Below are 20040 nucleotides of genomic sequence, written 5' to 3'. Positions count from 1 at the left end.
CCGCGTCCGCGAGCGCCTCAGGCGTCGGTCGTGAGGGTCTTCGCGGCGTCGCGGTGGTCGATCCCCGCGTCGAGGTAGACGGGACCGGACACCACGTAGCCGAGGCGCTCGTAGAACCCGATCGCCTGGACCTGGGCGGACAGCAGGACGCGCACCGCGCGGCGCCCGTCGAGGCCCGACGCCGCGTGCTCGGCGAGCGCGATCTCCTCCAGGGCGCGCATCACCGCGGCGCCCGCGCCCGTGCCGCGCGCGGACGCGGCCACCGCCACCCGGCCGACGTGGACCTCGCCCGGGTGCGCCGGGTCCGTGAGCAGGCGTCCCGTGCCGACGACCGCGCCGTCCTGCCGGCGGTCGCGCACCAGGACGTGCGTCGTCGTCGCCGCGGTGTCGAGGTCGTCGATCTCCTCCTCGACGGGCACGCCCTGCTCGTCGACGAACACGGCGAGCCGCAGCGCGTGCGCGGCGGCGAGACCGGCGTCGTCGACCACGCGCTCGACGACGAGCCGGCCCGTGCCCGCACCGGGGACGGCGGCGCTCACGCGTACGCCCCCCGCAGGACCTCGAGCGCGTGCGCGAGGTCCTCGGGGTACTCGCTCGTCAGCTCGAGCCACTGCCCCGTCGTCGGGTGCTCGAACCCGAGGCGGACGGCGTGGAGCCACTGGCGGGTCAGGGAGACGCGAGAGGCCAGCACGGGGTCGGCGCCGTAGGTGAGGTCGCCGACGCACGGGTGGCGCAGCGCCGAGAAGTGGACGCGGATCTGGTGCGTGCGCCCCGTCTCGAGGTGCACCTCGACGAGCGAGGCCGCGGGCAGCATCTCGAGGACCTCGTAGTGCGTGACCGAGGGCTTGCCCTCCGCGGTCACCGCGAACTTCCAGTCGGCGCTCGGGTGGCGCCCGATGGGCGCGTCGATGGTCCCGGTCGTCGGCTCCGGGTGTCCCTGGACGAGCGCGTGGTAGACCTTCTCGACCGTGCGCTCCTTGAAGGCGCGCTTGAGAGCCGTGTACGCGACCTCGCTCTTCGCGACGACCATGAGGCCCGACGTGCCGACGTCGAGGCGGTGCACGATGCCCTGGCGCTCGGCGGCGCCGGACGTGGAGATCCGGTAGCCCGCCGCGGCGAGCGCGCCGACGACGGTCGGGCCGGTCCAGCCGGGCGACGGGTGCGCGGCCACGCCGACGGGCTTGTCGACGACCACGACGTCGTCGTCGTCGTAGACGATGCCCATGCCTGGCACGGGCTCGGCGACGACCTCGACCGCCGCCGGTGCGGCGTCGGGCACGTCGACCTCGAGCCACGCCCCCGGGACGAGCCGGTCGGACTTGCCGACCTCCCGGCCGTCGAGGCGGACGGCACCGCCCGCCGCGAGCTCCGCCGCGCGGGTCCGGGAGAGGCCGAGGAGGCGGGACAGGCCGGCGTCGACCCGCTCGCCGGCGAGACCGTCCGGGACCGGGAGGGAGCGGAGGCTCACCGCTCCTCCTCGCCCTCGGCGCGCGCTGTCGTCGGGCCAGGCTCGGCCGCTGGCTCGGCGTCCGCCTCCGGAGTCGCGTCACTCCCGTGGCGCGTCCCGTCCAGCCCGATGCCGAGCACCGAGAGCACGGCGATCATCACCGCGGCGGCGACGATCGCGATGTCCGCGACGTTGCCGACGAACCAGTTCGCGTAGGCGATGAAGTCGACCACGTGGCCGCGCGCGAAGCCGGGCTCGCGGAAGAACCGGTCCACGAGGTTCCCCAGCGCACCGCCGAGCAGCAGCCCGAGCGCGACCGCCCAGGCGCGCGAGCCGATCCGGCTCACCATGCGCACGATGACGACCACCACGGCGACGACGACGATCGTCAGGAGCCAGGTCATCCCCGTCGCGATCGAGAGCGCCGCACCGGGGTTGTAGATGAGCCGGAGCCCCAGGAGGGAGCCCAGGAGCGGGATCGTGTCGTCGCCGAGCGTCAGGCTGGACTCGGCCCACCACTTGGTGAGCTGGTCGAGCACCAGGACGAGGGCGGCGAGGACGACGGTCCAGACCACCAGCACGCGCCGCGGACCGGGGCGTGCCGTGCTGGTGTCGGTGCCGGACGCGGTGCCGGGATCGGTGCCGGCGACGGCGTCAGCGGGTTCGGTGGGCTCGGGGCGCGCGGAGGTGGACATCGGCGGCAAGTCTGCCACGTCGACCCCGGCCTCGGCGCGCCCCCTGCCCGCCCGACGGTCGGACGGACCTCAGCGGCGCTCGGCGCGCTGCTTCGCCTCGACGGAGAGGTTGGCCCGCGGGAACGCCTGGAGGCGCGCCTTGCCGATCGGCAGTCCCGTCTCCTCGCACGTCGCGTACGTGCCCGCCGCGATGCGGTCCAGGGCGTGCGACGTCTGCGCGAGGAGGTCGCGCACGTTGTTGACCAGGGTCAGCTCCTGCTCCCGCTCCAGGGCGCTCGAGCCGGAGTCGGCCTGGTCGTCGCCCGCCCCGTCGCCGGAGTGTCGCAGCAGGTTCGAGAGCTCCTCGTCGGCGGAGGCGAGCTCCCCCTCCAGGCGCTCCTTCTCCGAGAGGAGCTCGGAGGCGAGCTCCTCGACCTCCCGCAGGGTCCAGGGCTCCTCCCCGTCGCGCACGGGGAAGGACTTGACGTCCTTCGCGAGGTTCGGGAATCGGTCGCGCACGGCCGTTCGGGCCGCGGTGGTGAGCTTGGTCATGTCGCCCCTCCAAGTTCGAGTCACGCGAGAGTAGACGCAGCGGCCGGTACGCACAACACACCACGCCGGTCCGCCGAGGCGGGAAAGACGCAGGTGCGAGGCGTACCGGCCGCTGCCGGACGTTCGACGCAGGTGCTAGATGCCGGGAGCGAGGTCGCTCGTGCGGCTCGCCCCGCCGACGTTGCTGCGCGGCGGGAGGGCGCTGCCCCGGTTGTCCAGGTCGCCCAGCAGGTTCTGGAGGTAGCTCTTGAGGCGCGTGCGGTAGTCGCGCTCGAAGATGCGGAGCTCGTCGATCTTGCGCTCCAGGAGCGAGCGCTCCTGCTCGAGCTGCGACAGCGTGCGGTGCGAGGTCTCCTCGGCCTCGCGCACGATGCGCGTGCCCTCCTCCTTCGCCTCCGCGATGAGCCGGTCGCCCTCCTCCTGGCCCGAGCGCACGTAGTCGTCGTGCAGCTTCTGGGCGAGCTGGAGCATGCCGGTCGCCGACTCGGGCTCGGCGCCGTTCTTCGCGACGACGGCCTGCGAGATCGGCGCGACCGGAGCGGGCTCCGGCTCGGGCGCCTTGGGCGTCTCGACGACGGCGGGCTGCACCGCAGCGCTGGACGCGTCGGCCCGGCTGAGCTCGGCGATACGACGCTCCGCGGCAGCGAGCTTCGACTTGAGGTCCTCGTTCTCCTCCTGCACGGAGTTGAGGGTCCTCACCACCTCGTCCAAGAAGTCGTCGACCTCTTCGACGTCGTAGCCCTCGCGGAACTTCGTCGCCGAGAACTTCTTGTTCAGGATGTCCTCTGCAGTGAGCAGTGCCATCGGTTCACCTCATAGCGTTTGCGTGTCGGTCCGGGCGACCTCGCGATCACCAGAGTCCAAAGTAGCGGAGATTGCCCGTGGGGGGCGGGAGCGGCCGTGCGTTCGCGCGCCGCGCGCCCGTGTGGATGACGTGACGGTCCGGCATCGGGCCGGTCACGGTCGGGGCGAACCGGACGTAGCGAACCACGGTCGGCGTGGCGCGCGCCCGGCGCGCGTGACGTGCGTCTCAGAGCGACGAGACGATCTGCGCAGCGATCGTCACCGCGAAGAAGAGGATGATGAACGCCAGGTCGAGGCGCACCTGACCCAGCGAGAGCGGCGGGATGAGACGGCGCAGCGCACGCAGGGGCGGGTCGGTCGCCGAGTAGATCACCTCGGCGATCACGAGGACGACGCCTCGTGGCCGCCAGTCGCGCGCGAAGAACTGCACCCAGTCGAACACGAGCCGACCGATGAGCAGCAGCAGGTAGAGCCAGAGCAGGAATCCGACGATCCCTGTGATGAGGTCCCAGATCACGGGTCAACTGTGCCAGACGTACGTCCCGCGACCGGGCACGGGACACGCGCCTCCCCGTGCGCACAGCAGAAGAGGGACGGACGTGTCACCACGTCCGTCCCTCCTGCCGTGCGCGGGGCGCGTGCTCGGCGGGCGCGACGCGCCCCGCACGTCGTCAGCTCTGGTTGTAGAACCCGGCGCGCCCGGGAGCCGGCGCGGCGGCCTGCTCCTCACCGGTGATCTCCACGTGCTCGGGCGAGAGCAGGAACACCTTGTTGGTGACGCGCTCGATGGCGCCGTGGAGCCCGAAGATCAGACCCGCGGAGAAGTCGACCAGGCGCTTCGCGTCCGCGTCGTCCATGTCCGACAGGTTCATGATCACGGGCGTGCCACCGCGGAACGCCTCCCCGATCACGCGCGCGTCGTTGTACGAGCGCGGGTGCACCGTCGTGATCCTGCGCAGCTCGGCGGCCGACATGCTCGTCTGCGGCACCTCGCGCGGTCCGAGCGCGCGGTGCAGCGGCGTCACCTGGGCCTGGTAGTCGTGCGACACGTCCGCCCCCGTCTCGTCGAGCTCGTCGACGTACTCGTCCTGCTCGTCCTCGCCGCGATCATCAGCGAGGCCCAGATACAGCATGGTCTTGCGCAGCGCTCCCGCCATGGGCCTTGCTCCGTCCTCGATCGATCCGTCGGTCCACCGGCCGTCGGACCGGTGCGTTCACGCTAACCGAGGGCGTCGGACGATCCGCGGACGACACGCCCGGGGCCCTCAACCTCACCCGGAGGTCGAGACCGGGACGGTCACGTGGCGGAGAACGTCACCAGCCCGGCGAAGCGACCGGTCGTCGTCCCGGCGCGCGCGGCGCGCCGGTGCGAGAAGAACCGGTCGTCCTCGATCGTGCACGCGTCGACGTGCACGACGTCCTCGACCCCGGCGGCGACGAGGTCGGCGACCACGCCCGCCGGCAGGTCGAGCGCGGGGGTCCCCCACGACGTCGTGGACCGCGTGGCCGGCCGCGCGAGCGCGACGTCGTCGCGCATCGTGGCGGGGACCTCGTAGCACCGGCCGCACGCGCTCGGCCCGACGGCGGCCCGGACGTTCCCGGTCCGGGCGCCCGCCGCGCGCATCGCCTCGAGGACCGCGGGGACGACGCCGTGCGCGAGCCCTCGTCGGCCGGCGTGCGCGACCCCGACGACACCCGCGTCGGCGTCCGCGAGGAGCACAGGCACGCAGTCCGCCACGAGCACGCCGAGCCCCACGCCCGGTGCGGTCGCGACGATCGCGTCGGCCTCGCCCACCGAGTCGACGGGCGCACCGTCCGCGTCCCGGGGCGGCGAGCCGAGCCGCACGACGTCCGTGCCGTGCACCTGGGAGGAGAAGGCGACCGGGGCCCCGAGCCACAGGGCGGCGCGCGCACGGTTGCTCCGGACGCGCGTCGCGTCGTCGGTCACGTTGAGGCCGAGGTTGAGCGAGTCCCACGGTTCCGGTGAGACACCACCCGTGCGGGTCGTGAACCCGGCGCGCACGCCGGGACCGAGATCCACCTCGAGCACGACGGGAGGGGCGGCGTCGAGGACACCACCCCTCCCGTCGGACGCGGGTCGGGTGCTCATCGGGTCGGGCCCTGGGTCAGCACCGGGTCACTTGAGGAAGTCGGGGACGTCGAGCTCCTCGACCTTGCGGCGCGCGGGCTCCTCGTCGAAGATCCGCGGCGGCACCTCGACGCCCGCGTTCTGGCCGCCCGGCACCGCGTCGGCGTTCTGGTTCGCCGCGTCGCCCGAGCCGACCACCGTGAACGTCGGGGCGGGCGTCGGCTGGACCGGGACCGGGCCCGAGCCGCCGTCGAGGGTGACGGGCACGTCGTCGCTCTCCGGCTGGATCGGCACCACGGGGCGGGGCAGCGTGTGCGCGCCCGTCGTCGGCGCCGGTGCGGGCGGCACCGGGCGCGCCGCCGGGACGACAGGGATCGCGCTCGTCGCCGGGCGCTGCGCCCCGGCCACCTGGCCGAGCGCGCGGGCGTCGCCGCGGACCTGCGGCGCCCCGCCGTCGAAGCCCGCGGCGATGACGGTGACGCGCACCTCGTCGCCCAGGGCGTCGTCGATCACGGCTCCGAAGATGATGTTCGCCTCCGTGTGGGCGGCCTCGTGGACCAGGCGCGCCGCCTCGTTGATCTCGAAGAGCCCGAGGTCGGAGCCGCCCTGGATCGACAGGAGCACGCCGTGGGCGCCGTCGATGCTGGCCTCCAGCAGCGGCGACGAGATCGCCATCTCGGCGGCCTGGACCGCGCGGTCGTCGCCGCGCGCGTTGCCGATGCCCATGAGGGCGCTGCCGGCCCCCTGCATCACCGACTTCACGTCGGCGAAGTCGAGGTTGATGAGGCCCGGCGTCGTGATGAGGTCCGTGATGCCCTGCACACCGGAGAGCAGCACCTGGTCGGCCTGGTGGAACGCCTGGAGCGCGCTGACGTTGCGGTCGGACATCGACAGGAGGCGGTCGTTGGGGATGACGATGAGGGTGTCGACCTCGTTGCGGAGGTTCTCGATGCCCTGGTCCGCCTGGACGGAGCGGCGACGACCCTCGAAGGTGAACGGCCGGGTCACGACACCGACGGTGAGCGCGCCGAGCGAGCGCGCGATCCGCGCGACGACGGGCGCGCCGCCCGTGCCGGTGCCGCCGCCCTCGCCCGCGGTGACGAAGACCATGTCCGCGCCGCGCAGCACGTCCTCGATCTCCTCGGCGTGGTCCTCGGCGGCCTTCTTGCCGACCTCGGGGTCCGCGCCGGCGCCCAGCCCACGCGTCAGCTCGCGGCCGACGTCGAGCTTGACGTCGGCGTCCGACATGAGGAGCGCCTGCGCGTCCGTGTTGATGGCGATGAACTCGACGCCCTTGAGGCCGACCTCGATCATCCGGTTGACGGCGTTCACGCCCCCACCGCCGATGCCGACCACCTTGATCACTGCTAGGTAGTTCTGCGGAGTTGCCACGTCAATGCCTCTCGATCGGTCAGCCCTGAACCTTCACCCTCAACTAGAGGGTTATAGTTATGTCAGGTCGTTCATGGGTCGACCGTAGGTGTCGACGTGCCCATCATCAACGACCGCCTCGCGCGTGTCGGGATTCGCCGTCCGCGGCGCCTCCGTGCTGCTCATCGCGTCACCGGCATCGTGGGCGCCGAGACGTCGTAGAGCGTGACGCCCGCGTTCTCCGGGACCGCCCGCAGCGTCTGGAGGACGCGCACCTTGAGCGCCGCCTCCTCCGAGCTCCCCCACTCCACCACGACGCCGTCCCGGAGCGTCATCCGGACCGCGTCGCGCGTCGGGGCCGAGACCTCGGCGACCTGCGCGTGGAGATCCGCCGGCAGGGCGTTGAGGAGCACGAGCGCCGCGTCGAGCGCCTTCGCCCCGCGCTCGTCGAGGGGGGCGTCGATCTCCGGGAGACCCTCGGGGACAGCGGGGTCGGTCCGGACCTGGACGCCGTCGGCGTCGAGCAGCGCGAACCCGCCGTCCACCGGGACGGCGACCACGGGCTCGCGCGACTCGAGCAGCACGCTCAGCCCCGTGGGCCAGGCACGGCGGATCTCGACGTCGCGGACGCCGTTGAGGGCCAGGACCCGCTCGCGCAGCGCAACCGTGTCCAGCCGCGGCAGCGGCACCCCGGCGGACTCCGCGACGGCGGTCTCGACCTGGGCCGGGTCGATCACCGTGCCCTCCCCCGAGATCGTCACGTCCTCCGGGTCCAGCCCGAGCACCGAGGAGAAGAACGCGACCCACACGAGCCCGGCCACGACCAGGACGCCCGCCGTCCACCCCAGCACGCGGGTGCGCACCCGGTGCTTGCGCATCGCGTCGCGCTCGGCCAGGCGCTCGGTCATCCCGTGCGACACGACGCCGACCGGAGCCGTCGGTGTCCCGCGCGGCGCGGTCGGCGTCCTGGTGCCGCCGTTCCCCCGCCCCCCGCCGCTCCGCGGGCGCGTCGTCCGGTCCGCTCCGGGACGCTCGGCGGCCGACGGCACGAGCTCGCGTCCGGTCGCGGCCACCCGCCGGACCGGTCGCGTGGGCGTCTCCTCGGCCGGGGCCCGGGGACCCGGCGTCGACGCCCCTGACCGCGACGACCCCGGGGCCGGCGGCCACGCGGCGCGCTCCCCCGCGACCGACCGGTCCGGTCGGGGTGCGGCGGGTCGGGGCCGGGGCGGCGGGCGCATCAGGCCTCGCCCCCTCCGGAGGCCCCGGCGCCCGCGGCCCGCTCGGCGATCCGCGCGAGGACGACCGCCCCCAGCTCCGTCACGTCGCCGGCGCCGACCGTGAGGACGAGGTCGCCCGGCCGCGCGGCGTCCGCGACGCGGTGCGCGGCCTCGACCCGGTCCTCCACGGCCGCCACCACGACGTCGGGGGCCTCCATCAGGTCGGTGATCGTGTGCGCGCCCACCTCGGGGTCGGGGTCCTCCCGCGCCGCGTAGACCCCCGTGACCACGACCTCGTCCGCGGCGCCCAGCGCCTCAGCGAACTCGCGCGCGAACGCCGCGGTGCGCGAGTACAGGTGCGGCTGGAAGAGCACGAGCACCCGGCCGCCCGCGGCGACGGGTCGCGCGGCGGCCAGCAGCGCCGCGACCTCCGTCGGGTGGTGCGCGTAGTCGTCGACGACGCGCACCCCGCCGGCCTCCCCGCGCGCCTCGAACCGGCGCCCCGTGCCGAGGAAGCCGTGCGCTGCGGCGACCGCTGCCGACGCGTCCACGCCGAGCACGACCGCCGTCGCGACCGCGGCCGTGGCGTTGAGCGCGTTGTGGTGGCCGGGGACGCGCAGCCGGAGCTCCAGCCCGTCGAGCGCCGCGGTGCCGACGGCCCCTGTGAGCGACGCCCGCACACCCGCACGGCCGTCGTCGGCGGTCGGACGCACGTCCGACACGCGCACGTCCGCGTCAACGGACACGCCGTACGTCACGACCGCGCCCCCGCCCTCGGCATGGGCGGCCGCGAGCGCCCGGGCCCCCGGGTCGTCTGCGCACGCGACGAGCGTCCCGCCCGGGACGATCCGTGCCGCGAAGTCGACGAACGCCTGCTCGAACGCCGCGCGCGATCCGTAGTGGTCGAGGTGGTCCGGCTCGACGTTCGTCACGACGGCGACGTCGGGCGCGTAGTTGAGGAACGAGCCGTCGGACTCGTCCGCCTCGGCCACGAGGACGTCCGACCCGAGGTGGCCCCCGGCGACGGGACCGTCCGCGGTGAGCACCGTGCCCCCGATCGCGAACGACGGGTCGAGTCCCGCACCGCGCAGGACCGTCGCGATCATCGCGGACGTCGTCGTCTTGCCGTGCGCGCCCGCGACCGCGACCGAGCGGCCGCGCACCATGAGCGACGCGAGCGCCTGCGACCGGTGCAGCACGCGCAGTCCCGCGGCACGCGCGGCGGCGAGCTCCGGGTTCGACTCGCGGACCGCGCTCGAGACCACCACGGTGTCGGCGTCCGCGACGTGGGCGGCGTCGTGGCCCGCCCAGACCTGCACGCCGTCGGCCCGGAGCGCGCCGAGCGTCTCGCTCTCGCGCGCGTCCGAGCCCTGCACCCGGACGCCGTGGGCGGCGAGGAGCCGCGCGACCACCGACATGCCGGCGCCGCCGACCCCGACGAGGTGGACGGTGCCGAGCTCCTCGAGCGGGACCGGGGCGGCGGCACCTCGGGTCGTCACGAGCGCGCCCCGGTCCGGCCGGCGGCGACCGCCTCGGCGACGAGGTCGGCGACGCGCGCCGCGCCGTCGCGCACCCCCGCGCCCGCGGCCGCGCGCGCCATCGCGTCGAGGCGCCCCGGGTCGCCGAGCAACGTCGGGACCTCGCGCGCGACCCAGGCCGCGTCGAGCTGCGCGTCGTCGACGAGCAGGCCGCCGCCCGCGGCGACCACCGGGCCGGCGTTGAGCCGCTGCTCGCCGTTGCCGATCGGCAGGGGGACGTACACGGCGGGGATGCCCAGGGCCGCGAGCTCGCCCACGGTCCCGGCGCCCGCGCGGCACACGACCAGGTCCGCGACGGCGAGCGCGAGCTGCATCTCGGCGAGGTACTCGCGCACGTCGTACCGCGCACCGGGACGGGAGGCGACGGCCGCCGCGGCCGCGTCGCGGACCGCGGCGTCCTTGCCCCTGCCCGTCAGGTGGAGCACCTGCGCACCCGCGCCGAGGAGCACGTCGGCCGCCCCGGAGACGGCCTCGTTGAGGCTCTGCGCCCCGAGCGACCCGCCCGTGACGACGAGCGTGCGCCGACCCGGGTCGAGCCCGAGCCGCGCCGCGGCGTCCGCACGCACGGCCCCGGCGTCGGCCGCACGGGCGGCCACGAGGTCCTGGATCTCCCGACGCAGCGGCAGGCCGGTCACCACGCCGCCCTTGAGCGGCGTGCCCTCGAACGTCACGCCGACGCGGGCGGCCCACCGGGCGCCGAGCCGGTTGGCGAGCCCGGGCCGCGCGTTCTGCTCGTGGATCACCACCGGGACGTCACGACGGCGCGCGGCGAGGTAGGCGGGGGTCGACACGTAGCCGCCGAAGCCCACGACGACGCGTGCGCCCGTCTCGTCGATCACGGCGCCCGCGGCGTCGACCGCCGACTTGAGCCGTCCCGGGAGGTTCACCCACTCGGCGCTCGGCCGTCGCGGGAGCGGGACGCGCGGCACGTGCCGCAGCGGGTAGCCGCGCGCGGGCACGAGGTCGTCCTCCAGCCCGCCCGCGACCCCGAGCGCGGTCACCACCACGCCGGGCTCACGCGCCCGCAGCTCGTCCGCCACCGCCAGGAGCGGGTTCACGTGCCCCGCCGTCCCGCCGCCTGCGAGCACCACCGAACCGATCGTCGTCACGTACCTCGTCGTCCTTTCCTGCGGCGGGTGCCGCGTCCTGGCTGTGGTCTGAAGCTGTGGGCCGCGGGGCCGGGCGTCGCCCGGTCCCCGGGCGGGGTCATCGCGCCCGGCGCCGGGGCCGGGCCGCCCGGCCGACGACCGCGAGCGAGCGCCGCACGACGCTCCCCCGTGCCGCCAGCGCCTCGGCCGCACCGGGCTCGGTGCGCGCGAACGAGATCACGACGCCGAGGGCGGCCATGGTCGTCACCAGCGCCGTGCCTCCCGAGGAGACGAGCGGCAGCGGGACGCCGATCACGGGCAGGAGCCCGATCACGACGCCGATGTTGATGAAGGCCTGCCCGACGATCCAGCAGCCGATGGCCGCCGTGACGATCTTGACGAACGGGTCCGGGTGGCGTCGCACGATCCTGCTCATCGCCAGTCCGAGGACCACGAACAGACCGAGGACGAGCAGCGTCCCGAAGAGCCCGAGCTCCTCGCCGATCACGGCGAAGATGAAGTCGTTGTGCGCCTCGGGCAGGTACAGCCACTTCTCCCGGCTCGCGCCGAGCCCCACGCCCGTCAGCCCCCCGGTGCCCAGCGCCCACTGCCCGTGCAGGGACTGGTAGCACTCGCCGAGCGGGTCCGTGCACTCCCCGTACGCCGACGCGATCCGGCCGAGACGGTCGCCGCCCTCCTGGAGGTAGATCAACCCGTAGCCCACGGCGAACGCCGCGACCGCCGCCCCCAGCCCGAGCAGGCGCGCGCTCGCCCCGGACACGACGAACGCACCGGCCGCGAGCATCATGATGACGAGCGCCGTGCCGAGGTCGTGGCCGGCGAGGACGAGGCCGACGACCGCGAGCGCCCCCGGCACGGCGGGCACGAGGACGTGCCGCCACTCGCCGAGCAGCCGCTGCTTGCGGCCGAGGACCACCCCGAGCCAGAGCGCGAGCGCGAGCTTCGCGAGCTCGGAGGGCTGGAACCGGAACCCTCCGATCGGCAGCCAGTTCTGGTTGCCACCGGTCGCGTCGCCGAACACCACGACGGCGGCGAGCAGGCCGACGGCGACGACCAGGCCGGGCCAGGCCAGGCGCTTGTACCAGCGGACGGGGACGCGCGTGGCGATCAGCAGGACGGGGAGGCCCATGAGCGCGAACCGCGCCTGCTCGACGAACGCGCCGAACGGTGACTTGCCCGCCGCGATCTGGGTGACGGCCGAGCTCGAGAACACCATGACGAGCCCGATGATCGTCAGCAGCGCGGTCGCGCCGACGAGGAGGTAGTAGCTCGTCACGGTGCTGTTCCACTGCCCGAGCCAGGGCCGCTCGGTCGGAGCGGTGGTCGTGCGCGGCCTCGCCTCGCGGCCCGTCGGGGCCTTCGTCCGGCCCCGCGTCGCGGTGCGGCCCGCGCCCGTGCGAGGGGTCGTGCGCGCCGACGGCGCCCCTCGTCCGTTCGCGGTCTGTGTCATGGCCGGACCGGCCTACCCGTGGTCGGGGCGCAGCGCGCGCGCCGCGTCGGCGAACGCGTCGCCACGCGCGGCGTACGAGCGGAACTGGTCCATCGACGCACCGGCCGGGGCGAGCAGCACGGTGTCGCCGGCCTGCGCGAGGCGGCGGGCGGAGTCGACGGCACGGGGCATCACGGTCCCAGTGTCGCCAGGATCGACGCGGACGACCGGGATATCGGGCGCGTGTCGGGCGAGCGCAGCCGAGAACGGCTCCGCGTCGACGCCGATGAGCACCACGGCCCGCAACCGGTCGGCGCGCGCGGCGACGAGCTCGTCGAACGAGGCACCCTTGGCGAGACCGCCCGCGACCCACACGACCGTCCCGGGCGCGAACGACGCGAGCGACGCGGAGGCCGCGTGCGCGTTCGTCGCCTTGGAGTCGTCGACGTAGGCCACGCCGTCGACCGACGCGACCTGCTCGATGCGGTGCGAGCCCGTCCGGAAGGCGCGCAGGCCGTCGCGCACGGCCACGGCGGGCACGCCGTGCGCCCGGGCCAGGGCGGCCGCGGCGAGGGCGTTGGCCACCACGTGCGCGGGCACGACGCCGTCGGCACCGGCCAGGTGGGCGAGGTCGCCCAGCGTCGCGAGCTCGGCGGCGTGGGTGTGCCGGTCGGGCGCGTCCGCAGGAGCGTGGAACGCGCGGTCCACGAGCACGTCCTCGATGACGCCGAGCTGGCCGCGGGCCGGGGCGCCGAGCGTGAAGCCGACGGCGCGCGCGCCCTCGACCACGTCGGCCTCCCGCACCAGCGCCTCCGTCCGCCGGTCCGCGGCGTTGTAGACGCACGCGGCCCGCGCGTCCTCGAAGACCCGGCCCTTGTCCGCGGCGTACGCGTCGATCCCGCCGTGCCAGTCGAGGTGGTCCGGGGCGACGTTGAGCACCGCACCCGCCTCGGGCGACGTCGTGTGCGTGAAGTGGAGCTGGAAGCTCGAGAGCTCCACGGCGAGCACGTCGAGCGTCGGATCGAGCGCAGCCTCGACGACCGGCGTGCCGACGTTGCCCACCGCCGCGACGCGCAGCCCCGCGGTCCGCAGGATCGTCTCGAGCATCTCGACGGTCGTCGTCTTGCCGTTCGTCCCGGTCACGGCGAGCCACGGCGCGGGGCGCCCGGAGGGTCCGTCCATGCGCAGCCGCCACGCGAGCTCGACCTCGCTCCACACCGGCACGCCCCGCTCACCCGCCGCGACGAGCAGCGGGTGGGACGGCGGCCAGCCGGGCGAGACGACGACGAGGTCGGTCGCCGCGAGGTCGACGTCGTCCGCGTCGCGCAGGTGGGCGTCCTCGGCGCGGTCGTCGAGCGTGACGACGGCGGCGGCCCGGGGCGCGAGGGCGGCGGCGGCGGCCCGGCCGGAGACGCCCAGGCCGGCGACGACCACGCGCGCCTCCTCGAGCGGGACCGCGAGGTCGTGACGGTCGCGTGCCACTAGCCGACCACCCACTCGGCGTAGAAGATGCCGATGCCGAGCGCGGCGAACAGCCCGGCGATGAGCCAGAAGCGGATGACGATCGTGACCTCGCCCCAACCCGACAGCTCGAAGTGGTGGTGCAGCGGGGCCATCTTGAACACGCGCCGTCCGGTCATCTTGAAGAAGCCGATCTGGATGACGTCGGAGAGCACGATGATGACGAAGAGGCCGCCGATGATCAGCGCGAGGAACTCGGTCCGGGTGAGGATCGACAGGCCGGCGAGCGCGCCGCCGAGGGCGAGCGAGCCGGTGTCGCCCATGAAGATCTTCGCCGGGCTCGCGTTCCACCACAGGAAGCCGAAGCACGCGCCGACGATCGCCGCCGCCACGATCGCGAGGTCCTGCGGGTCTCGCGTCTCGTAACAGCTCGGGCCTGCCGAGGCGAGCCGCTGGCACGTCTGGTTGAGCTGCCAGATGCCCACGAGGACGTACGAGCCGAACACGATGAGCGAGACGCCCGTCGCGAGGCCGTCGAGGCCGTCGGTGAGGTTCACCGCGTTCGACCACGCCGTGATGAGGAAGTTCGCCCAGATCACGAACAGGATCAGGCCGACCGTCGCGCCCGCGAACGCGAGGTCGAGGTTCGTGTCGCGCAGGAAGGAGATGCGCGTGGACGCGGGCGTCCGGTTGTGCTCGTTGGGGAACTGGAGCGCGAGCACCGCGAAGGCGATGCCGACGGCCCCCTGCCCGACGATCTTGGCGCGCGCCGTGAGCCCGAGGCTGCGCTGCTTGCGGATCTTCGTGAAGTCGTCGAGGAACCCGACGATCCCGAGCCCGGTCATGAGGAACAGCACGAGCAGGGAGGACACGCTCGGGAACCGCCCCGAGACGACGTACGACATCGCCCAGCCGAGCAGCGTCGCGCCGATGATGACGACCCCGCCCATGGTGGGCGTCCCGCGCTTGGTGAAGTGCGCCGTCGGGCCGTCCTGGCGGACGAACTGCCCGTAGTTGCGGTGGACGAGGAACCGGATGAACAGCGGCGTCCCGAAGAGGGCGACGAGCAGGGAGACGCCCGCCGCGACGATGATCGCGATCATGCGCGGTCACCTCCCGGCGCGTCCGCACCGGCCGCGGCCAGCTCGTCGCCGAGCCGCCACAGCCCGGACCCGTTCGAGGCCTTCACGAGCACGACGTCCCCTTCCCGCAGCTCGTCGCGCAGCAGCGCGGACGCCGCCTCCACGTCCGGGACGAACCGGGTCTCGTCGCCCCACGACCCCTCCTGGGTCGCGCCGTCGTGGATGCCGCCGGCGCCCTCGCCGACCACGACGAGCAGCTTGACGTTCAATCGGACCACGAGCCGGCCGAGGTCGTCGTGAGCGACGCGCGAGTCCTCGCCGAGCTCCAGCATCTCCCCGAGCACGGCGACGGAGCGCCGGTCGCGACCCGCCATCACGGCCAGCGCCTTGAGCGCCGCCCGCATGGAGTCGGGGTTGGCGTTGTACGAGTCGTCGATCACCGTCACGCCGTCGGGCCGCTCGGTGACCTGCATCCGGTGCGGGCTGAGCGCGCGGGCGTCGGAGAGCCGCGCGGCGACGTCCGGCAGCGCGAGGCCGAGGCGCAGCGCCGCCGTCGCGGCGGCGAGGGCGTTCGTCACGTGGTGCTCCCCCACGAGGCCGAGGGTCACGCGCGCGTGCGTCTCCTCGGTCGGCTGCGCGTCCCCGGAAGCGCCCGGACGCACGCGCAGCGTGAAGGACGCACGGCCGGTGCGGTCGATCCCGAGGTCCTCCGCGCGCACGTCGGACGCAGGGATCGTCCCGAACGTCACGACCTCGCCCGGCGCGACGTCGGCCATCGCCGCGACCCGGAGGTCGTCGGCGTTGAGCACCGCGACCCCGCCCGGCGCGAGCCCCGCGACGAGCTCGGACTTGGCACAGGCCACGGCCTCGATGCCGCCGAACTCCCCGAGGTGGGCACTGCCCACGACGAGGACGACCGAGACGTCGGGGGGTGCGATCCGCGTCAGGTACGTGAGGTGCCCGACGCCGCTCGCGCCCATCTCCAGGACGAGGAACCGCGTGGACTCGTCGGCCTCGAGCACCGTGAGCGGGAGCCCGATCTCGTTGTTGAACGAGCCGCGCGGGACGACCGTGGCGCCCTCGGGCCGCAGGAGCTGACCGAGCAGGTCCTTCGTCGTGGTCTTGCCGACCGAGCCCGTGACGCCCACGACGCGCAGGTCGCCGCCCTCGCGCAGCGTGGCGAGCACGTGGCGCGCGAGCTCGCCGAGCGCCGTCTGCACGTCGTCGACGACGACGCAGGGCACGTCGAGCTCGCGCGCGGCGAGGACCAGGGTCGCGCCGGCGGCGACGGCCCCGGCCGCGAAGTCGTGCCCGTCGACGTGCTCGCCGGGCAGCGCGACGAAGAGCGATCCCGGCGCGACCCGGCGCGAGTCGACGACGACGGGCCCCCCGACCCGCACCTCCGGGTCGGCGGACAGCCGTCCGCCGGTCGCTGCGGCCACCTGCGCCGCAGTGAGCTCGATCATGCGTGGTGCTCCTTCAGGTCGTCGGGGGTGTCGTGGGGTGCGCGGGCCGTGTCCCGCTCCTCGAGCGCGGCGCGCGCCTCGACACGGTCGTCCAGTGGGTGGTCGACGCCGGCGATCTCCTGCCACACCTCGTGGCCGCGGCCCGCGACGAGCACCGTGTCCTCGGGGCCGGCGGCGGCGATCGCCTCACGGATCGCCCGGGCGCGCGGCGCCACCTCGAGCACGACGACGTCGCGCGGCTCGGGCGCGGCAGCCGCCGCCTCGCGCGCGGCGTGCGCGCCCGGCAGCACCTCCGCGCGGATCGCGGCCGGGTCCTCGCCGTGCGGGTCGTCGTCCGTCACGACGACGACGTCGGCCCCCTCGACCGCGACGCCGCCCATCGTGGGCCGCTTGCCGCGGTCGCGGTCGCCCGTGGCGCCGAACACGACGACCAGACGGCCGGGCGTCGTGGGGCGCAGCGCGTCGAGGGCGAGCGCCAGCGCGTCCGGGTTGTGGGCGAAGTCCACGACCACGCGCGGGCGGTGGGGCGGGCGCGAGACGAGCTCCATGCGCCCGGGTACCGCCGGGGCGAGCCCGCCCGCCGCCTCGAGCGCCGCCTCCACGTCGCGCGCGTCGGTCCCCGCCTCGAGCACGAGCGCGAGGGCGAGGGCCGCGTTGGCGACGTTGAACGCGCCCGGCAGGGCCGTCGTCGTGCGCACGCTCCGGCCGTCGCGGTGCCGCAGCGTGAACGCGGAGCCGCCCGCTGCCGAGGGATCGACGTCGTGCACGGTCCAGTCCGCGTCGGGCTGCTGGTCCTCCGGGCTCCGCGCGCCGACGCGCAGCGTCGCCACGGGGATGCGCGCGGTCGCGACCATGCGCTCGCCCCACGCGTCGTCGACGACGACGACGCCGCGGCGGGCGTGCTCGGGCGTGAACAGGAGCGCCTTCGCCTCGAAGTACTCCTGGAGGTCGCCGTGGAAGTCGAGGTGGTCCTGGCTGAGGTTGGTGAAGCCCACGACGTCGAACACGAGCCCGTCGACCCGGTGCAGCGCCAGCGCGTGCGACGAGACCTCCATCGCGAGGGTGCGCACGGCGTCCTCCCGCATCGCCGCGAGCAGCGCCTGGAGGTCGGCGGCCTCGGGCGTCGTGAGCCGGCTCGGCAGGACGCGGTCGCCCGACCGCATCTCGACCGTGCCGATGAGCCCGCCCTTCCAGCCGAGCGCTCGCAGCGCGTGGTCGACCAGGTAGGTGGTGGTGGTCTTGCCGTTCGTGCCGGTCACGCCGAACGTCGTGAGGTCCTGTGCGGGGCTGCCGTAGACCCACGCGGCCACCGGGCCGAGCAGCGCGCGGGGATCCGCGGCGACGAGCACCGGGACCTCGACGCCCGCCTCGGCCACGAGCGCCGCGCCCTGCTCGTCCGTGAGGACGGCGTGCGCCCCGCGCGCGACCGCGGCGGGCGCGAAGCGCGCCCCGTGCGCACGGGCGCCGGGAAGGGCGACGAAGAGGTCGCCCGCGTCCGCCGTCCGGTCGTCGGAGGCGACCGACCACACCTCGACGCCGCCCGGTGCGGACGAGCCGCCGGGCCCGCCACCTGCGCGGACGTCGAGACCGAACCGTGCTGCCAGGTCCTCGACCGACCGACGGGTGGTCGCGGCAGGACGAAGGCGGTCGATCGGGGATGTCACGTGTAGAACCTACCGTGCCGGGGCCGCCACCCTCGCAAGGCGTCGTGCCCCGGCCACCGCAGCGGTGCACGCTTCACCGGACCTTCACCGACACCGTCACCGTCACGGACGACGCGACGGCCTCGTGGCGCGAGGTCGGCCGACGGGGTGAGGTTCACCACGTCGTCGGGAGCGGCACGTACGCCTCCGTGCTCGGCTGCACGCCCTCGTGCTCGAGCGTGAAACCCATGATCTCGCTGAACACGGGCGCCGCGACGACGCCGCCGTAGATCGACGAGTGGGGGTTCTTGAGGAACACCGACACCGTGTACCGGGGGTCGTCCGCGGGGGCCACGCCGATGAACGACGCCATGATCCCCGACAACCGGCCGTCGTCCCCGGCGGCCTCCGCGGTCCCGGTCTTGCCCGCGACGCGGTAGCCGGGCACCGCCGCGCTCGACCCCGTGCCCTCCTCGACCACCGACTCCATCATGTGCAGCACCGTGTCCGCGGTCTCCTGCGAGACGACACGCACCGGTGCGGGGGGATCCGCGGGCACGAGGTCACCGCGCTCGTCCGTCGTGCCCGCGACGATGCTCGGCGTCGCCCGGACGCCTCCGTTGGCGATCGTCGAGAAGACGCTCGTCGCCTGGATGGCGTTCACCGACACGCTCTGGCCGAACAGCACGGCGTACTCGGTGCGCCCGTCCCACGCGTCGGCGGGGTGCAGGATCCCGGCGGACTCGCCCGGCAGGCCGAGCCCGGACTTCTGCCCGAAACCGAACTTGTGCAAGTAGTCGTAGCGCACCTGCTTCGGGATCTTCTCCCCGACCTGGACGGTCCCGGTGTTCGAGGACTCGGCGAGGACCCCGGCGAGGGTGAGTCGCTGCACCGGGTGGTCGTGCGAGTCCTTGAACGTCTGCCCGTTGGGCGTGGTGTAGCGGTCGGGGACCTCGAACTGGGTGCCGGCGTCCGCGTAGCCGCCCTCGATCGCGGCGGCCATCGTGACGACCTTGCCCGTCGACCCGGGGTCGAAGACGTTCGACACGGCACGGCTCGGCCGGGCGACGGCGTCCGTGGTGCGGTCGTTCGGGTTCACCGTCCCCGAGTCCGCGAGCGCGAGGATCGCGCCCGTGCGCGTGTCCTGCACCACGGCGATCGCGTACTCCGCCCCGGTCTCGCTCACCGCGCGGTCCACCGAGTCCTGCGCCTTCCACTGCACGTCGCGCGAGACCGTGAGCTGCACGTTCCGTCCGGGCACCGCGTCCACGACGTCGCACCGGCCGGTCGGGATGACCTGCCCGCCCAGCCCGGCCTCGCACTCGCGCGACCCGGAGACGCCCGCGAGGACGTCGTCGTAGGACGCCTCGACGCCGCCGCCGCCCGCCTGCTCCTCGTTGACGAACCCCACGAGGTTGCCCGCGACCGTGCCCGCCGGGTACGTCCGCTCGCTCGTCATGGTGGTGCGCACGTAGGCGGAGAGCTGGAGGTCCGCGATCTGGCGCTGCACCTCGGGCGTGACGTCCTTGGCCAGGACGACGTACCGCGACGTCCCGTTGAGCTGCGCGGCGAGCTCCGGGGAGGACTTTCCGAGGATCGGGGCGAGCAGCTTGGCCACGCCCACGGCGCCACCCTCCTCGAGCGGCTCCCCGTCGACGAGGTCGGCGCTCCGGGGCTCGAACTCGGCGATCGTCTTCGGGTCCGCCGCGACCGTGTACCGGTCCACGGACGTCGCGAGCACCACGCCGTCGGCGTCGGTGATGTCGCCACGGTGGGCCAGGAGGGTCGAGCTGCGCGTGCGGTCGTCGCGCGCGTCCGCCGCGAGCGCCGGCCCGCGCAGCACCTGGACGTTGACGAGCTGGCCCACGAAGACCGCCGTGACCACGCCGGCGACGACGATGAGCCAGCGCTGGCGCCGCTCGGGGCGGCCCGGCTCGCGCGGCACCCGCGCGGGGCGGGCCGGCGGGCGGCCGCCGTCCCGCGGCGTCCGGGAGGCGGTGGTCCTCGACGGGCGGGCGGTCGCCGCGACGCGCGTGCTCGTACCCGCGGTCCTGCGCCCGTCGCCGGAAGCACCACGGCCTCCCGGCGAGGGCCGGGAGGCCGTGGGGGCGGTGCGGGACCGCTGCGTGCTCGCCGCGGGTCGCGACCGACGGTCGCG

Annotated in this window: 18 protein-coding genes; all 18 read right to left on the bottom strand. The window is 74.7% G+C overall.

Annotation, left to right across the window (positions count from 1 at the left end):
* Positions 1-17: 17 nt before the first annotated feature.
* Positions 18-539 carry a GNAT family N-acetyltransferase gene (locus ACN9MS_RS08920; protein ID WP_426311585.1) on the bottom strand — a complete coding sequence of 174 codons (522 nt, stop codon included), beginning with the start codon at positions 537-539 and terminating at the stop codon, positions 18-20.
* The gene (locus ACN9MS_RS08915; protein WP_426311584.1) at positions 536-1468 is read right to left on the bottom strand and encodes an RluA family pseudouridine synthase; all 933 of its coding nucleotides are present in this window, start codon (positions 1466-1468) and stop codon (positions 536-538) included. Before ACN9MS_RS08915 ends, ACN9MS_RS08920 begins: the two co-directional genes overlap by 4 nt.
* On the bottom strand, positions 1465-2142 hold the full coding sequence (locus ACN9MS_RS08910) for a signal peptidase II (RefSeq protein ID WP_426311583.1): 678 nt from the start codon (positions 2140-2142) through the stop codon (positions 1465-1467). Before ACN9MS_RS08910 ends, ACN9MS_RS08915 begins: the two co-directional genes overlap by 4 nt.
* Positions 2143-2211: 69 nt before the next feature.
* Positions 2212-2673: a TraR/DksA family transcriptional regulator gene (locus tag ACN9MS_RS08905; protein ID WP_141389696.1), complete on the bottom strand. Its 462-nt coding sequence runs from the start codon at positions 2671-2673 to the stop codon at positions 2212-2214.
* Between the two features lie 135 nt (positions 2674-2808).
* Positions 2809-3477: a DivIVA domain-containing protein gene (locus tag ACN9MS_RS08900; protein ID WP_154798860.1), complete on the bottom strand. Its 669-nt coding sequence runs from the start codon at positions 3475-3477 to the stop codon at positions 2809-2811.
* Between the two features lie 226 nt (positions 3478-3703).
* Positions 3704-3994 (bottom strand): YggT family protein, encoded by a 291-nt coding sequence (locus ACN9MS_RS08895; RefSeq protein ID WP_426311582.1) that lies wholly within the window; start codon positions 3992-3994, stop codon positions 3704-3706.
* A gap of 154 nt (positions 3995-4148) precedes the next feature.
* Entirely contained in the window at positions 4149-4634 is a 486-nt protein-coding gene (locus ACN9MS_RS08890; protein ID WP_047234000.1) for a cell division protein SepF, read from the bottom strand.
* A gap of 140 nt (positions 4635-4774) precedes the next feature.
* The gene (pgeF, locus tag ACN9MS_RS08885) at positions 4775-5587 is read right to left on the bottom strand and encodes a peptidoglycan editing factor PgeF (RefSeq protein ID WP_426311581.1); all 813 of its coding nucleotides are present in this window, start codon (positions 5585-5587) and stop codon (positions 4775-4777) included.
* A 27-nt stretch (positions 5588-5614) separates the two neighbouring features.
* Positions 5615-6958 carry a cell division protein FtsZ gene (ftsZ, locus tag ACN9MS_RS08880; protein WP_426311580.1) on the bottom strand — a complete coding sequence of 448 codons (1344 nt, stop codon included), beginning with the start codon at positions 6956-6958 and terminating at the stop codon, positions 5615-5617.
* 161 nt (positions 6959-7119) lie between these two features.
* Complete coding sequence (locus ACN9MS_RS08875; RefSeq protein ID WP_426311579.1) at positions 7120-7845, bottom strand: cell division protein FtsQ/DivIB; 726 nt, start codon at positions 7843-7845, stop codon at positions 7120-7122.
* A gap of 329 nt (positions 7846-8174) precedes the next feature.
* Positions 8175-9653 carry a UDP-N-acetylmuramate--L-alanine ligase gene (gene murC, locus ACN9MS_RS08870; protein WP_426311578.1) on the bottom strand — a complete coding sequence of 493 codons (1479 nt, stop codon included), beginning with the start codon at positions 9651-9653 and terminating at the stop codon, positions 8175-8177.
* Positions 9650-10801: an undecaprenyldiphospho-muramoylpentapeptide beta-N-acetylglucosaminyltransferase gene (murG, locus tag ACN9MS_RS08865; RefSeq protein WP_426311577.1), complete on the bottom strand. Its 1152-nt coding sequence runs from the start codon at positions 10799-10801 to the stop codon at positions 9650-9652. The genes murC and murG overlap by 4 nt, the downstream gene beginning before the upstream one ends.
* Before the next feature lie 97 nt (positions 10802-10898).
* Positions 10899-12251, bottom strand: coding sequence for an FtsW/RodA/SpoVE family cell cycle protein (locus ACN9MS_RS08860; protein WP_426311576.1), 1353 nt, complete (start codon positions 12249-12251; stop codon positions 10899-10901).
* 12 nt (positions 12252-12263) lie between these two features.
* The gene (gene murD / locus ACN9MS_RS08855; protein WP_426311575.1) at positions 12264-13712 is read right to left on the bottom strand and encodes a UDP-N-acetylmuramoyl-L-alanine--D-glutamate ligase; all 1449 of its coding nucleotides are present in this window, start codon (positions 13710-13712) and stop codon (positions 12264-12266) included.
* Complete coding sequence (gene mraY / locus ACN9MS_RS08850; protein ID WP_426311574.1) at positions 13712-14794, bottom strand: phospho-N-acetylmuramoyl-pentapeptide-transferase; 1083 nt, start codon at positions 14792-14794, stop codon at positions 13712-13714. The genes murD and mraY overlap by 1 nt, the downstream gene beginning before the upstream one ends.
* Positions 14791-16239, bottom strand: coding sequence for a UDP-N-acetylmuramoyl-tripeptide--D-alanyl-D-alanine ligase (locus tag ACN9MS_RS08845; RefSeq protein ID WP_426311573.1), 1449 nt, complete (start codon positions 16237-16239; stop codon positions 14791-14793). Before ACN9MS_RS08845 ends, mraY begins: the two co-directional genes overlap by 4 nt.
* Positions 16236-17903: a UDP-N-acetylmuramoyl-L-alanyl-D-glutamate--2,6-diaminopimelate ligase gene (locus ACN9MS_RS08840; RefSeq protein ID WP_426311572.1), complete on the bottom strand. Its 1668-nt coding sequence runs from the start codon at positions 17901-17903 to the stop codon at positions 16236-16238. The genes ACN9MS_RS08845 and ACN9MS_RS08840 overlap by 4 nt, the downstream gene beginning before the upstream one ends.
* 154 nt (positions 17904-18057) lie before the next feature.
* Entirely contained in the window at positions 18058-19827 is a 1770-nt protein-coding gene (locus ACN9MS_RS08835; RefSeq protein ID WP_426311571.1) for a peptidoglycan D,D-transpeptidase FtsI family protein, read from the bottom strand.
* Positions 19828-20040: the final 213 nt, after the last annotated feature.

Source organism: Cellulosimicrobium sp. E-16 (genome assembly GCF_049913115.1).
GTDB lineage: Bacteria > Actinomycetota > Actinomycetes > Actinomycetales > Cellulomonadaceae > Cellulosimicrobium.
The sequence above is the reverse complement of the archived record's forward strand: the minus strand, read 5'-3'. Positions and strand labels throughout refer to the sequence as shown.

What these genes read in the sequence shown, in the direction of transcription:
- ACN9MS_RS08910 (WP_426311583.1), bottom strand. Translation starts at nt 2,142, where the DNA reads ATGTCCACCTCCGCGCGCCCCGAGCCCACCGAACCCGCTGACGCCGTC.
- ACN9MS_RS08905 (WP_141389696.1), bottom strand. Translation starts at nt 2,673, where the DNA reads ATGACCAAGCTCACCACCGCGGCCCGAACGGCCGTGCGCGACCGATTC.
- ACN9MS_RS08900 (WP_154798860.1), bottom strand. Translation starts at nt 3,477, where the DNA reads ATGGCACTGCTCACTGCAGAGGACATCCTGAACAAGAAGTTCTCGGCG.
- ACN9MS_RS08890 (WP_047234000.1), bottom strand. Translation starts at nt 4,634, where the DNA reads ATGGCGGGAGCGCTGCGCAAGACCATGCTGTATCTGGGCCTCGCTGAT.
- pgeF (WP_426311581.1), bottom strand. Translation starts at nt 5,587, where the DNA reads ATGAGCACCCGACCCGCGTCCGACGGGAGGGGTGGTGTCCTCGACGCC.
- ACN9MS_RS08875 (WP_426311579.1), bottom strand. Translation starts at nt 7,845, where the DNA reads ATGACCGAGCGCCTGGCCGAGCGCGACGCGATGCGCAAGCACCGGGTG.
- ACN9MS_RS08860 (WP_426311576.1), bottom strand. Translation starts at nt 12,251, where the DNA reads ATGACACAGACCGCGAACGGACGAGGGGCGCCGTCGGCGCGCACGACC.
- mraY (WP_426311574.1), bottom strand. Translation starts at nt 14,794, where the DNA reads ATGATCGCGATCATCGTCGCGGCGGGCGTCTCCCTGCTCGTCGCCCTC.
- ACN9MS_RS08845 (WP_426311573.1), bottom strand. Translation starts at nt 16,239, where the DNA reads ATGATCGAGCTCACTGCGGCGCAGGTGGCCGCAGCGACCGGCGGACGG.